Annotated in this window: 10 protein-coding genes; 1 reads left to right on the top strand and 9 read right to left on the bottom strand. The window is 53.2% G+C overall.

Going from position 1 to position 14,351, the window contains the following annotated elements:
• Positions 1–22: 22 nt before the first annotated feature.
• The 8 genes from SD69_RS03165 to SD69_RS03130 all read right to left on the bottom strand — a co-directional run bounded on the left by SD69_RS03165 (position 23) and on the right by SD69_RS03130 (position 10,239).
• Positions 23–2,512, bottom strand: a complete 2,490-nt coding sequence (locus SD69_RS03165) for a glycoside hydrolase family 9 protein (protein WP_041522054.1) — start codon at positions 2,510–2,512, stop codon at positions 23–25.
• A 101-nt stretch (positions 2,513–2,613) separates the two neighbouring features.
• Positions 2,614–3,042, bottom strand: coding sequence for a group I truncated hemoglobin (locus SD69_RS03160; protein WP_041522053.1), 429 nt, complete (start codon positions 3,040–3,042; stop codon positions 2,614–2,616).
• Positions 3,042–3,905 carry a DUF3034 family protein gene (locus SD69_RS03155; protein WP_041522052.1) on the bottom strand — a complete coding sequence of 288 codons (864 nt, stop codon included), beginning with the start codon at positions 3,903–3,905 and terminating at the stop codon, positions 3,042–3,044. The genes SD69_RS03160 and SD69_RS03155 overlap by 1 nt, the downstream gene beginning before the upstream one ends.
• A complete protein-coding gene (locus SD69_RS03150; protein WP_041522051.1) occupies positions 3,895–6,234 on the bottom strand; it encodes a putative bifunctional diguanylate cyclase/phosphodiesterase in 2,340 nt (779 codons plus the stop codon). The genes SD69_RS03155 and SD69_RS03150 overlap by 11 nt, the downstream gene beginning before the upstream one ends.
• Before the next feature lie 12 nt (positions 6,235–6,246).
• On the bottom strand, positions 6,247–6,885 hold the full coding sequence (locus tag SD69_RS03145) for a methylamine utilization protein (protein WP_052480843.1): 639 nt from the start codon (positions 6,883–6,885) through the stop codon (positions 6,247–6,249).
• Positions 6,886–6,891: 6 nt separating this feature from the next.
• Positions 6,892–8,628 (bottom strand): diguanylate cyclase, encoded by a 1,737-nt coding sequence (locus SD69_RS03140; protein WP_041522050.1) that lies wholly within the window; start codon positions 8,626–8,628, stop codon positions 6,892–6,894.
• Positions 8,629–8,773: 145 nt separating this feature from the next.
• On the bottom strand, positions 8,774–9,406 hold the full coding sequence (locus tag SD69_RS03135) for a thiol:disulfide interchange protein DsbA/DsbL (protein WP_041524381.1): 633 nt from the start codon (positions 9,404–9,406) through the stop codon (positions 8,774–8,776).
• Between the two features lie 152 nt (positions 9,407–9,558).
• Positions 9,559–10,239 (bottom strand): c-type cytochrome, encoded by a 681-nt coding sequence (locus SD69_RS03130; RefSeq protein WP_041522049.1) that lies wholly within the window; start codon positions 10,237–10,239, stop codon positions 9,559–9,561.
• 210 nt (positions 10,240–10,449) lie between these two features.
• Between SD69_RS03130 and yihA the strand changes: the two genes are divergently transcribed.
• A complete protein-coding gene (gene yihA, locus SD69_RS03125) occupies positions 10,450–11,094 on the top strand; it encodes a ribosome biogenesis GTP-binding protein YihA/YsxC (RefSeq protein WP_041522048.1) in 645 nt (214 codons plus the stop codon).
• Positions 11,095–11,563: 469 nt separating this feature from the next.
• Here yihA and polA read toward each other — a convergent pair whose 3' ends face one another.
• On the bottom strand, positions 11,564–14,290 hold the full coding sequence (gene polA, locus SD69_RS03120) for a DNA polymerase I (RefSeq protein ID WP_041524380.1): 2,727 nt from the start codon (positions 14,288–14,290) through the stop codon (positions 11,564–11,566).
• Positions 14,291–14,351 lie beyond the last annotated feature (61 nt).

Genomic DNA, 14,351 nt, shown 5'->3' with positions numbered 1-14,351 from the left:
CAGATGTAACCAGGCACTTGGCTTAATCAGCCTTAGCGCTATTGCCTCGCTCCAAAGCCTCAACCGCTAACGCCAGAAACATATAATTGGTGGCGCCGCCACCCATCACATACTCAGTTTGTTGCCAAAAAAACGGCCACACTTTTAACTCGGGAAGATCGGGGCGAATAAGCGCTGTACCGGATATTACGCCGCCAGGAATAAACGACCAGTCGGCACGGTTAACCCCATAGGCAACCAATGCCGACTTTGACCCTACCCCAGAGGCAAACGAACTGGTGTTGTTACCCGGATGAACCCCCAAAACAAAATTTAACGCATTCACATAAATGTCGCTGCTGGCTATATCAGGCCACGACTTATGCACAAAATATTGCTTAACCCCGAAGTCTTGGATACCCCAACCGGCCCCCCAAATGTGTGGTTTATAGGGTACACCATAAGGTGTTTCGGCCGCCTGGGCTTGTACTCTTTGCTGCTGCTCTACCACAGCGCTGTTAATTGCCTTAATAAACTCTGGGTTATCAATCGCCGTCATTACCCGACCAATGGGCCAGGCGCTGTTGTCAATATCGGCGACAATGTCAGCCTGCATACTCGTTAGGGCATCGATATAAGCTTGCTTACCGGTGGCTATAATTAACTCCGCCAGCGCAAACGCACGGGTGGCGGTTTTATCCGACTTAGCAAATGCACCGGTATAAATGGCTTCAGCGGCCTCCAGTGCTCGTTGCGACAGCTCTGGATTATAGTCTCGCATAACACGTGACGCCGCCGCCAAACCCGCGGCCACATCCAATTCGCGGTTAGGGTTTTGCTCGGTAAACACCCAGCGATCATCCGGGGTGCCCGAGCGCCCGTCTCTCGCCTCGCCGGGTTTTAAGCTTGGGTGATACACCAAATTATCGGTTTGCGCGGCGGCATCGCCCAACATAACGTACTGGCGCTTAGTCGGGACAATAATGCCGCGATACAAACGGCCTAAGTTTTCATAACCACCCAGCACCGTTAGCAAGCCGTGCTCGATTTGCTGCAAGGCATCATTTTTACCATCGGGCTGATGAATTTCGACCACCTGTTTTTCCTGATCGATACTGGTGGCGTCATAGTTAAGCCCAAACTCCTCCACCATCATGGCCAGTAGCCAGGTCGTGCCTATTTGCGACTCGACCCTTAAGTCATAATCGCCCGCATCGTGCCAACCGCCCTTGTTCAAACCGGGCACTGGCTGCCCTGGCTGAAACTTGGTCAGGGTTTCTGGGCCAGAGATATAGCCATCGATGTGGTTGTAGTCAACCGGCGCCATCAGCGCATCGTCGTGGTGACACTTGTCGTGCCAAACGCGGTATTTTTCATTCACCCGCATATGACACATTTGCACAGGCAAATAGTACTCCAGCGTCGGCTGCCAAGCGTGACGCGAGTAAACATCTTCGCCAATTTTAAAGGGCTGTGATTTTTGCCCGCGGTAGGCAATTTGATACATACCTGGCTCACGAATAGCGGTAAAGTCGTAGCGCAAATAGTGATAACGTAAAAAGCTACCCCAGGGCTCAGGGGTCGCTTCATCCACTGTCTGAGGGCCATCGGCTCCGAGCTTTAATAATTGCACCTTGCTCGCTTTCGTATCGCTGGCATCCTGCTCAATTACGGCGGTTTTTGTCAGGCTAACACCATAGCCCAGTTGCGACACCTGAATCACTGGTTGATATTGCCAATCGTCAATCACGCTGGGAGTAACCACCCACTCGATGGCGTTGCGGCTAGCACCTGCGGGTATTAATGAGCGGACAATAAACCAGCCGTTGTTATGATTAGTGCGACCATCCCACAGCTCTAATTCGCCGCCTTTTCGCTGCTCGATCTGCAATCGCTGGGCATCGGCCTCCGGTGCCACAACTAAAAATTTTCCTGTGGCTAAGGGTTCCGCTAACCACTCGCCTTGATGCTCAAGCATCGGCCCATTAGGCTGTTGCGTAAAAATACCCGAACTGTCACCCATCAAATAGGATTTACCAAACAAATCACCGGGAAACAACTCAAAATTAAAACCCACCTTGCCAATCCACTCGTCGGGCAGTGGCTGCTGCAAATCAACACTGATTTTAAAGCTGCTCCCCTCCAAGGGCTCGACATGGACCTTATACGTAAATTTTAAATCGGGATAAATAATGGGGTTAAAGCCTTTACGGTTTTTGCTCTCATCCGGGTACGCTAAGGTTTGGGAAATACGTTGGTTTTTTTCATCGACCTGAGCATCACCAACGCCTGTCGGTACCGGAGACCACTGCCCAGGTGAGGTTTCTAAGCGCAGGTCACCATTGGCAGCGGTACGTTCACCGTGCTGAATAACGGTAACACCGGTTTGATGGCCGTCCGGGTAGATATCGGCAAATACCGTGACATCCAGACCAGGCATCGAAAAATAGCCCCGCTCGTTTAGCTCCAGGCTTGAGGCGGCTTGCAGTGAACCGGCAGCCAGTATCAGGGTAGAAAATAGCAATGTTCTCATGGCTCTTCTCTCTTATGTTTATAATTTATAATTGGGCATAGCTAGCCCAATCATTGTATAGCGGCCCACTGGCGCGGGCGTTAATAAATGTAACGTTTCGTTTACCGGTAAACCACATCATCGTAACTTGACGCCAAGCGCTTTAGCAGCTGATTTTGCGTCCGGGTAGGGATTTTCTCGTGCTCCATAGCGTCGATCAAATTGCTCACAATGGCGTTAAACTCAGTCGCGGTATAATCGTGGCCCGCGTGTATTTGCTGCATATTATCGCCACTGTAAACACAGCCTCCGTGACTAACACTACAAATGTACTGGGCAAATCCAACACGAAATTTTTCGATATCTACGCCATCAAACCGGTCAATCACCCGATCGTCTTGTGAGATATTAACCAGCAGCTGGTAGACGATTGCGTCCACCCCCTGAGGGCCACCCAAACGATCGTATAAGGTCGGCTCAGGCGAGCGAGGCGCACAAGCAACGGTGCCTATCAGCATCACCACGAAGCAGAGCACACTTAAATGTTTCATTAAAAACTCCCCTGAAGGGATAAATACCAACCATCCTGGTCGGCTAAAGTCGCCACCTCGCCCAAATCAACCCACGCGGCTACCGCCGCTACATGTTTATTGGGAAACCACGCCACAAAGGCCGTTTGCCAATCATCTTGACTGGCAAAGGATAAATTATCTGGCTGAGTGCGATGCTCTACACCAAAAAGCCAATGCTGGTTATAAAAAACGCCGCCCGATAATTCACTCTGCCACTGTCGATCATCGTTTACATCCCCACCGAAGCCAACCAACCCTCCCTGGTTAGCCCGGGTATATCGTGCGTTCATATTCAACAACAAATTGTAGCCAAAAAAACCGCCCAAAAAGACTTTAGTGGCGGCCACGTTATAATCCAGGTCACTGTCATCCAGGGCACCGGCGGCGGCGGGAATAAAAAAGTCATGATTTTTCTTATACTGCACACCGACACTAATTTGCGGCACGGTGGTATAAAGTACATCACCGGCCACTCTGACTTTTAACCCCAGCACGGTTTGTCGAATTGTTTCATCGGCCACTCCCAGCGCCGCCGACAACGTTTGATGCTGCAAGGTTTGATCGGCGAGCGATAGCTCAAACCGGTTTCGCCAGCTCCAACTGGCACCAATCGCGGTCAAGTCGTAGTCGGGTGTGCTCACCATACTGGCAAACGCCGCACCACCGGCCTCTTCTTGCGAGCCATAACCAGACAGTACGGCCATTGGTACAATACCGCCCCCCGCCGTGCCTTCTATGGTACTGGCGCCGCCCGTCGCAATGATTCTACTGCGCGGTGCCGCGGTGGCAGGCAACGCCAGCGAGAGCAGTAATGTTGCTATTAATACCTGCTTAAGTTTCATTGTTGAGCTGCTCCTGTTGCCGATACGTCGTCAGCCATTGCTCAAACTTTTCAAGCGGTAGAGCTTTACTGTAAAAGTATCCCTGCAAGGTATCGCAACCGTGATCCAGCAACCAGTCGCGACTGGCTTCGGACTCAACCCCCTCGGCTGTTACACTCAAGCCAAGGCTGTGCCCAAGCTCAATGGTTGATTTTACGATTTGCTGATCATCGATATTGTGCTCGAGGCTTAGTACGAAGGATTTATCAATTTTAAGCTCGCTGACCGGTAGCTTCTTTAATTGTGATAGTGATGAATAACCGGTTCCATAATCATCAATAGAAAGCTCTACGCCTAATGCGTGGAGCCTCTCTAGATTTTTAACGCTTTTTTCCGCTTCGCGCATTATGGCGCCTTCGGTAACTTCAAAACACAAGCCGCTGCTGCTCTGCTCAAACTGTTGAAGTTTCTGGTCAACAAACTCACACAGCTCGTCGTCCAGCAAATCGAGTACCGATAAATTGATGGACAGTTTAAAACCCGGATGCGCTTTATTCAGCCGAGCGAGCATCACTACCGCCTGCTCAATCACCCAGCGCGTTAACAGATTAATTTGTCCGGCGCTTTCTATAACACTGATAAATTCCTCTGGGTTCACAAAACCCAGTTGCGGATGCACCCAGCGAACCAGTGCCTCACCACCCAGTGGTTGCGCGGCATGTGCGGAGATCTTAGGTTGTATATGTAATAAAATATCTCCGCCGGACAAAGCCGGTCGAAAATCCGTTAAAAGTTGCAAACGACGCAAATGATCTTCATCCCAGCCAGGATGATATCTCGACGCACCCGTGTGACTCTGGCGCGCATAATTAAGCGCAAGATTTGCGCGCCGCATTAATAGCTCAGGGCTTGCGCCATCGGCTGGATAAATCGCGTAGCCAACATTAAGCTCGGCGCGAATTTCACTGGTACTGATGTGTAGTGGTCGGCTCGAATCATTACGCAACTGCACCATAATCTCTATGCCTTCGGCGGCTGTTGCAACCATAATGATCAATAAAAATTCGTCGCTGCCTAATCGTACCGCCCGGCCATCGGCACCGACAAAAAGGCGTAAGCGAGTGGCCATTTCCTGCAAAACTTTATCGCCAATTTCAGACCCCAGAGTGTCGTTGATTTGGGTAAACTTATAAATATCCACTACCGCTACTACCGCAACCTTGTCGCTCTGACGAGTGCTAGCCACGGCTTGCTCAAGTAGCGAAATTACCTGGGAGCGATTCTCCAGGCCGGTAAGACTATCGTGCTGGGCCTGAAAAACAATTTTCCGCTCTCGCTCAGATATCGCGTGTTGCATGCTGGTGAACGCTTGAGCTAATTCTGAAAACTCATCGTTCCCCTTTGCCTCAATCGGTGAATTATATTTGCCTTGGGCGATCGTTCGGGCAATTTCCGCCAACCGCTTCACCGGCTCTGTTACGTTGCGCGCCAACACTAGGGCGATAAAACCCGCTATCAATAAAAATGACAGCGCCAATGTCAGCAATTGTGTATCCAACACTGAAAAGGGCTGTAAGGCTCTCGCGAGAGGTGCCTGCAACACAGCGATTAAGGTTTGCGGCTGGGTGGCAATTGCCACCCGGTTATACAACACCTCACCGTCACGCCAAACGTCGTTGGGCCCGGCCGCCAGCAACGCTTTCGACTCACTTAGTTTTATACGGGCATCGCTCTCCAGTGTGCCACTTAGGTACTCTGAGCCTTTCTCATTCTGCTGTAAAAAAGACACATCGAGATCTGTCAGATTTTTCAGCTCTTCGCTAAGCGCCTGATCAACTTCAAATCCAATGGCGGCCGTACCGATACGTACCGGCGCATTAATGGGCGAGAACACCACTTGATAAAGTACGCCGTCAATCACTAATGGTGCGTAGAGCGTGCCATTACCGGTGCGCGCTGTCGTTATTTGAGATAAAGCCTGATCGCTCTCTAAGTTCAACTCACCACTACTGGCGGCAATACTTCCATCTAGGCCGAGCACAAACGCGAGGTCCGCGTTTACCCGGGCAGCATGATTAAGCAGCGCCGAGCGAATAGTGGCACTTTCACGGCTGGCAACCGCCTGCTTAAAGCCAAAGTCATCGGTCAGTACATTTACCGATTGCGCTAACTGCCGGGCCCGGGTATTCATTAACTGAGAAAATAATCGACCACCGCGATCGAGCTCGCGATAGGCATCATCAATCACAGTGTCAAGAATGACGGTGCGTGTCGCAATATAGGAGGAAGTCTGCAGTAGCACGACCATGCCAAGCAGTATCAGGATCAGCTTAATGCGGTAACGCATCATAGTGTCGGTCGCTTATCGATCAAACAGTTTTTCCAGATCTGTTTTGGGTTGACTGTTGCGCGGATCCGGTGCGAGTGGCGCCAGGGTAACCTTCAGCTCGGCGGCAGCCTGATTAACCTCTACCGCCTGGGTAACCCCTTGGGCGCTGCGCGGGTGCTGCACCTCCAGCTGATAATTACCCGCAGGAGCCTCGATATTCACCCGGCCGCGACTATCGGTCAGGGCGTAGTAAGGTGTGGCCACCACATAGACATAGCCCACCATCGAGTCGTGGATATTGCAGCCCAGCACCACCTGGCCAGGCGTATCAAATTTCACTGGCTCGGCCGTAGCGCCATGGTATAACTTAAGCTCGAAACGCTTGGCCGGCGAAAAAGAGTACACGTGATGACGGATATCATCGCTATTGGGAAATCGTATCCAACTACCCGCCTGAACCGCTGCCACAGAGGGTAAAAATTCGCGGCCCACCTGATCGATCACCCTATAGGTATCAGCCGGGGCTAACAGCGGCTCGCGGCCGTGCAACGCCACCACCGCATTGCTCAAGCCTGTCCCCTGTGCATCTTGGACATAAACCTCCAGCGCCATCGACTGGGTACCGCTGAACAGCCACAAGACAAGCATCAGCTTGGGGAGTAAAAACCTCATAAAGTGTTATTCTCCGCTGGCCAGCATACACGTGTTGCGCCCGGCTGCTTTGGCATCGTAAAGCGCTTTATCGGCTCGACCAAACACGAGCTCGGCGGTTTCATTGCCACCTGCACGAAACTCGGCGATGCCAATTGAAACGGTGATATCGACCGGCGTGTCTTTGTAGTTAAAGGCCGTTTTGGCAATAGCGGCACGAATGCGATCGAGCACAACAAACGCGTTGTCGGCGCTTGTCTCTGGCATCACGATAACAAACTCCTCGCCACCATAGCGACCAAAAAAATCCACTTCGCGCAGGCGCTTGGCAATGGCACTACTTAATACTTTTAACACCCGGTCACCCGCCTGATGGCCCAGGGTATCATTGATGTTTTTAAAATAGTCCAAATCACACACGGCCAAGGTTAGCGGGTGGCCGTAACGCTGAAACCGCTGTTGCTCTAGCTGTATACGCTCGTTGTAGGCCTCGCGATTGGGCATACCGGTCAGTGGGTCGGTTAACGCTTTCGCCCGCTGCTCTTCCAGCACCTCGCGGCTGCGGCTCGCCTCTTGCTCCATTTCTCGCACCCGGGCCGCCAACAGATTTAGCTGTTCGGTCACCGGATGGTCGCGCTCGCTCGCGCTTTGGTACTCGTGCAGTGCGGCGCGGATGTTACCCAGCCGACTCTGCACCTGATGTTTTAACGCATCGAGACTCTCGGCCCGGGCACTTTGATCCTCCAGCTCAGCAAATTCGCTCAACATTTGCTGTTGCATTTGATCGCTCGCCTGCAGTAAGTCGTCGCTTTGGTGAGCCGCGCCTTCAATCACCTGATAGATATCGGCTAGCTGCTGATTCACTTCCGTCAGGTAGCCCCTAAAAGCGCGCGTGGCCGCCATGTAGGCCGCCAGTACTAAATCCCTCACCTCACCTAGTGCCGGCAGTAAATCGGCGTTGCTAATGCCCGAGCGCAACCGCTGCTGCAACGCGCTGACCCGCTCTGGTGCTATGGCCTGGGCCTCAACACTTAGCAGTAACTCGTTAATGATCGCGCGTAAGTTTTCGCTCACAGTTTCGCTGTCGCGCAGGGTGGCGTTAGGGTTTAACTCAAACAGGGCACGATCAGCTTTACCGGCGCCATCATTCCGCTCAGCTCCGGTACTGGGCGCCAGTCCTGCTTCTTCTGGCTCAGGCTGGTGCCCCGTGGTTTGTTCGTCCCGATGGTCGCTGCTAGCAAACCAACGGGACATTAAACCGCCGGGCTTGGCGGGCTCCGGGTCGCGCTCGGCCAGCACTTGCGCTTGCAGCTGCTCTAACGTACGCAGGAGCTCGGGGTAGGCATCTAGCCGGTTTCGGTGTTTGGTCGCATCCAGGCTTAAGCTGCGCAGTTGCTTTTTAAGGGCGCGCTCGGGAGCTATCTGCTGCAAACGAGCCGCCATTGCCTGCAGTGCGTCACTTTGTTGCGCAGCATTTTGGTCGCGATAGCGCTCGAAGTTCAGCAGTGACTCCTCGAGCCTCTGCAAATGCGAGCTTATGCTGTTTTTATCATCCGCCCGCAAGCTACGACGCAGCGCTTCAAGCACCAAATCTAATTCGGGATGCTGGCCCTCAGCCGCTAAACTAACCCGCGCCAACGCTTTGCTCAGCAGTTGCGACTCGGCCTGATAGGCTTTTTCTTGCTGCTCTTGAGCATCTAAGGCATCGAGATACTTATCTCGCCATTTAGCTGCTTCGTCACCGGTAAGCTCGGTATCTCGCATTGTTATTGCCACCTATTACGGTCGATTGCCTCATTATAGCCGGCACTAATTTCAACACCAGCTCGGGTGCCTGATAGGATACAAAAAAGCCCCGGTAGTGGATCACTACCGGGGCTTTTGCAGGTCAGCTTGGCTGACGACGCGACTAATTTTTCTCAGCGCGTATCTTTTCTACCAGGTAATCGGCTACTTGCAGCATCTCGTGATGCCCACCTGCACCGCTGGCACTAACGCGGTAACGGCCGTCAATCACCAGCTCTGGCGTACCGCTAATGCCGTAGGCGCGCGCTTTAGCGTCGCCCTGACGCAGTTGGCTATCGACACCAAACGACTCGAAGGTTTTGGTGAACTTGTCTTTATCGACGCCGTACTGCGAGTAAAACTCGGCAAAATCGTCAACATTAAGAATCCGTGCTTTTTGAATGTGCAAAGCGTTAAACAAATCCATATGCGCCTCGTCTAACACCCCCATCGCTTTGGCGGTGTAAAAGGCCCGTGCGTATGGCTCCATTTGGGTGGCCCATACCACTGGGGTTTGAATAACATTGACGTCATCGGCCTGTTTCTCACTCCACTCGTGGAACAGTGGATCAAAACGGAAGCAGTGACCGCAGGTGTAAGCAAACATCTCACGCACTTCGATTTTGTCGGCATCGTCGGTGCGCACGGGCTCGGCGATTTCGGTGTACTCCTTACCCTCTTCATAGGTTGGGGTGGCGTCCTGAGCACAGGCGACCAAGCTAAATAAGATGCCGATTAGGGCAACGAATACGCGCATAATTTCGCTCCATTTTAGGTATTTATCGTTAATCATTAAATCACAATGACAGGCTATAGAACCGCAAGTGAGTCGCAAGTTCCGATACAGGTTAAGCGATTAAGGACAAAAAAGGCGACCAAAGGCCGCCTTTTTTAGCTCGATCGCCGGGGTTAGTGCAAGCCCGCGATGTAATTAGCCAGCGCCTTGATCTCGGGGTCGCTCAGGTTCTTAGCGGCCAATCGCATGATCATTTGATCACCGTCGTTGGTGCGCTCACCCGCCCGAAAGGCGTGCAACTGCTTCTCGATGTACTCGGCGTATTGCCCGCCCAAGCGTGGATAACCCGCTGGCGCGTTGCCCACCCCGGTGGGGGAGTGACACCCGGTACAGGCCGGAACACCAGTTTCCTGATTGCCAGCGCGGAACGTCCGCTGCCCCAGGGCCAGCGCATCAACGATCTCACCAGAGTTAATCTTGACGGTCATTTCCTTCGAGCCAGTCAGTTGCATGGTTTGCGCGGCATAGTGCGCGGCCAGGTCCTGCAAGTCCTGGTCGCTCAGGCCGCTTAGCTGTCCGGTCATTTCTGGAATGGCGCGGCCAGTGGTGGCTTTATCGTCACCCGAGGCTTGATCCCAAGCCTGAATGTCACGCAACTGCTTAAGAATGTATTTTTCACCCAGCCCGGCGATTTTGGGAAAGGTAGGCGCTGGGCTGTTACCATCGGCGCCGTGACAGGCGGCACAAACAGCCGATTTGTCGGCACCGGCACTGGCGTCGCCAGCGGCACTAACGCTTTGGGTCAGCGCTGCGGCCCCCATTGCGAGAAGCAAAGATAAAACATGTTTTTTCATTGGCTAACCTGTGAAGTCGTCATTTTGTGTTGGCGATGTTGCCTTGACTTTGCTTGCCAGGCAGAGGCTGAGGGCCAAAAAGGATGGCTCAACCCGGTTGCAGCCGGCATTATATACTAACTCGCGAAACTCTGAACAATTCCCCGCGAAACCCGAAACCGGTACACTGCCGAGCCAACACCCGATAAGCCGTAACTACGAGTAATCACCATGCCCGAGATCGTCGCCTTTAACCGCGCGCAATTTACTCAAAGCGCCCCCAGTATTCGCGAATGTCCCCCAGAGTTCGGGCGTGAGGTCGCCTTTGCCGGGCGCTCCAACGCGGGCAAGTCCAGCGCCATAAACACCCTTACCAACAACTCTAAGCTGGCACGCACCAGTAAAACCCCGGGCCGCACTCAGCTAATTAACTACTTTGAACTGACCGAAGACACGCGGCTGGTCGACTTGCCCGGCTACGGCTATGCCAAAGTATCGCTGGCCATGAAACAAAAGTGGCAGGCGAACTTATCGGAGTACTTACACGAACGTCGCTGCCTGACCGGTCTGGTGGTGGTGATGGATATTCGCCACCCCATGCAGGAGTTTGACACCATGGTCATCAACTGGGCGGTTGAAGTGAATATGCCGGTGCACTTGCTGCTCACCAAGGCCGACAAACTCAAAAAGGGTCCAGCCAACGCCACTTTGCTGCAAATTAAAAAAGACCTTAAAGACGCCGAGGTGGACGACCTGATCAGTGTGCAGATGTTTTCGTCGCTTAAAAAGACCGGGCTGGACGAGCTTAAGATCAAGCTGTCGAGCTGGCTGTTAGAGGGTGGACGGGAGTTACAACCAGAGGAGCTTGAGGGTTAGCCTGCTGGGAAGTTTCAGCGAGTGGGCAAAAAAAAGGCCGATAACAATTTGTTATCGGCCACAATACTGACATCCTTGGGGGGTGATGCCAGTTACGGATTTGCATGCTACGCAATCAACCTGTAACTGAGACTAGAAGCTTGCGGGTTAGTTCATCGGTATGTGTAAAAATTTGTGATGCACGTCTTAACTCGGCAACGAACGCGCAACAACCGGCGTTTAGCAACTTCGCCGCTCTACTCACTGCAGATAAACCGACGCATAAAAAAAGCCCCAACCATATGATCGGGGCCTGATGTCAGCAAGTTAATCTGCCAAGTTGGCATTTAGCCAATAGAGGAGGAGCTCATGAAAAATAAACTGTTCAATGTGCTGTTACTGAGAGTCGCCTCTACCGGAAAAGTTCAGCTTTTGTTCAGGTTTATTTAAAATTTTTCACTTTTGGCGTAAAAAACCTCAAAATTAACCTTTAATGGGCCTCATCCCAGCTATCTCCGGCACCGGCCTCCACTAATAAAGGTACTTTTAAGTCCACAGCAGCGCTCATTCGTTCAATCACACCGTCGCGCACGGCGTCTAAATCTGCCTCTTTAACTTCCAGCACCAATTCATCGTGCACCTGCATCACCAATTTGGCGTCCAAGTTACTCTCGTACAGCCAATCCGCGACGCTCACCATGGCCTTTTTAATAATATCGGCGGCGGTTCCCTGCATCGGGGCGTTAATCGCGGTTCGCTCTGCGGCCTGCTGCAGCATCTTATTGCGCGCGTTGATATCCGGCAGGTACAGGCGACGCCCTATGATGGTTTCTACATAGCCGGTTGCGTGCGCCAACGCCCGGGTATCATCCATGTAGCGGGCGACGCCTGGGTAGCGCTCAAAGTAGCGATCGATGTAGCCCTGAGCCTCGTTGCGCCCCAAGCCCAATTGCTTACCCAGTCCGAAGGCCGACATACCGTAAATCAGGCCAAAGTTAATGGCTTTGGCGCGGCGGCGCATCTCATCGGTGACCTTATCAACCTCGGTGCCAAATACCTCGGCGGCCGTGGCCTTGTGCACATCAAGCCCCTGGCTAAACGCGCTTAGTAGGCCTTCATCGCCCGATAGGTGCGCCATAATGCGCAGCTCGATTTGCGAGTAGTCTGCCGCCAGGATCTTGTAGCCCCTGGGCGCCACAAATGCCTTGCGAATGCGTCGGCCCTGCTCGGTACGAATGGGGATGTTCTGTAAATTGGGGTCGGCCGACGACAAGCGCCCGGTGGCGGTTACCGCCTGATGGTAAGAGGTGTGGATGCGCCCGGTAGCCGGGTTAATCATTTTTGGCAGCTTATCGGTGTAGGTCGACTTAAGCTTGGCCAGCCCGCGGTACTCCAGCAGCAGCTTGGGCAGCGGGTAATCCAGCGCCAGCTCTTGCAGTACCTCTTCGGCGGTAGAGGGGGCGCCGGTTTTGGTCTTCTTTTTAACGGGTAAACCCAGAGTCTCAAATAAAATCACCCCCAACTGCTTAGGGGAGCTTAAGTTAAACTCAGTGCCGGCAATATCAAACGCTTCACGCTCAAGCTCTTGCAGGCGTTGCTCCAACTCTTTGCTCTGCTCGCCAAGCTGCTTGGCATCCACCAGGGCGCCGTTGCGCTCAATGTCAGCCAATACCGGTACCAGGGGCATTTCGATGTCCATTAGCACCTTGCGCAGCGGCTCGTCTTGCTCTAGCTGCGGCCAAATGGCCTCGTGCAATCGCAGAGTAATATCGGCGTCTTCAGCGGCGTAAGGGGCGGCATCCTCGACCTTAATTTGGTTAAAGGTCAGCTGCTTAGCGCCCTTGCCGGCAATATCCTCAAAGTGGATGGTGTTTTCATTGAGATAACGCATCGCCAGCGAGTCCATATCGTGGCGCCCGGCTACCGAGTTGTGCACATAAGACTCCAGCATGGTGTCCCAGGCAATGCCCTTCAGGGTAATTCCGTGATTAGCCAGCACATTGCGATCGTACTTAAGGTTTTGCCCGACTTTGGCCTTGCCGGCGTCCTCGAGCAACGGCTTGAGTTGCTCCAGCACCCATTCGCGATCCAGCTGCTCGGGCGCCTCTAAGTAGTCGTGCGCCAGCGGCACGTAGGCGGCCCGACCGGGTTCAACTGCAAAAGACACCCCCACAACCTCGGCACTGCGCGCTTGTAAGCTGGTGGTTTCGGTATCAAAGGCAAACAGCTCTGCCGCTTTTAAGCGATCCAGCCAGGCAGTAAAGTCGGCCTCGCTTAACACAGTATCGTAGTGAACACTTACTTTCTCTTTGGGCTCTGATTCGCCTGCCGCGGCCTCTGGCTCGGCATCCAGCTCATCGAGCCAGGTTTTAAACTCCATCTCCTCGAATAGCGCCTTTAAGGCGGCTTTATCGGGCTCGCCCAAGGCGATGTCGTTGACCTCGACGTGCAGCGGCACATCAACTTTAATAGTAGCGAGCTCATAGGATAGGTACGCCTGGTCGCGGTGCTCGGCGAGTTTTTCGGGCATCTTTTTCGCGCCGCGAAAATCCAGTTCACGGATTGCCTCTAAGTTGTCGTACAGTGCATCTAACCCGCCCACACCCTGCAACAACGCCTTGGCGGTTTTTTCGCCCACCCCCGGCACGCCGGGTATGTTGTCCACCTTGTCACCCATCAAGGCTAAAAAGTCGATCATAAGCTCGGGGCCAAATCCGTACTTCTCTTTTACGCCCGCTTCATCCAGCGCACTACCGGTCATGGTGTTTACCAGTGTTACCTTGTGGTTCACCAGCTGCGCCATGTCTTTATCGCCGGTAGAAATCACCACTGGGCGGCCATCGTCTTTGGCCTGCAGAGCCAGAGTACCAATTACATCGTCGGCCTCGACCCCCTCCTCGACTAACAGCGGCAAACCCATCGCCTTCACAATATTGTGGATCGGCTCAATTTGCGGGCGCATATCGTCGGGCATCGGCGGCCGCTGAGCTTTGTATTCGGCGAACAGCTCGTCGCGAAAGGTTTTGCCCTTGGCATCAAACACCACCGCCACCGGGCTGTCGGGGTAATCTTTCAGCAGCCGCCGCAGCATGCTGATCACGCCCTTTACTGCACCGGTGGGCTGACCACGCGAATTGTTTAACGGCGGCAGGGCATGATAGGCGCGGTACAGATAAGAAGAGCCATCCACTAAGACGATGGGGTTTTGCTCACTCATAAGATTGTCTCGTGTCGCTTGTTCGTGGTGCGGGGTAACGCCGGCCTTTTCCGTAAGCACA

It is taken from the genome of Gilvimarinus agarilyticus (assembly GCF_000832015.1).
Lineage (GTDB): Bacteria > Pseudomonadota > Gammaproteobacteria > Pseudomonadales > Cellvibrionaceae > Gilvimarinus > Gilvimarinus agarilyticus.
This window is presented reverse-complemented; position numbering and strand designations above follow the sequence as displayed.

Coding starts and splice junctions, on each gene's coding strand:
- SD69_RS03165 (WP_041522054.1), bottom strand. CDS start 2,512: ATGAGAACATTGCTATTTTCTACCCTGATACTGGCTGCCGGTTCACTG.
- SD69_RS03160 (WP_041522053.1), bottom strand. CDS start 3,042: ATGAAACATTTAAGTGTGCTCTGCTTCGTGGTGATGCTGATAGGCACC.
- SD69_RS03155 (WP_041522052.1), bottom strand. CDS start 3,905: ATGAAACTTAAGCAGGTATTAATAGCAACATTACTGCTCTCGCTGGCG.
- SD69_RS03150 (WP_041522051.1), bottom strand. CDS start 6,234: ATGATGCGTTACCGCATTAAGCTGATCCTGATACTGCTTGGCATGGTC.
- SD69_RS03145 (WP_052480843.1), bottom strand. CDS start 6,885: ATGAGGTTTTTACTCCCCAAGCTGATGCTTGTCTTGTGGCTGTTCAGC.
- SD69_RS03140 (WP_041522050.1), bottom strand. CDS start 8,628: ATGCGAGATACCGAGCTTACCGGTGACGAAGCAGCTAAATGGCGAGAT.
- SD69_RS03135 (WP_041524381.1), bottom strand. CDS start 9,406: ATGCGCGTATTCGTTGCCCTAATCGGCATCTTATTTAGCTTGGTCGCC.
- SD69_RS03130 (WP_041522049.1), bottom strand. CDS start 10,239: ATGAAAAAACATGTTTTATCTTTGCTTCTCGCAATGGGGGCCGCAGCG.
- yihA (WP_041522048.1), top strand. CDS start 10,450: ATGCCCGAGATCGTCGCCTTTAACCGCGCGCAATTTACTCAAAGCGCC.
- polA (WP_041524380.1), bottom strand. CDS start 14,290: ATGAGTGAGCAAAACCCCATCGTCTTAGTGGATGGCTCTTCTTATCTG.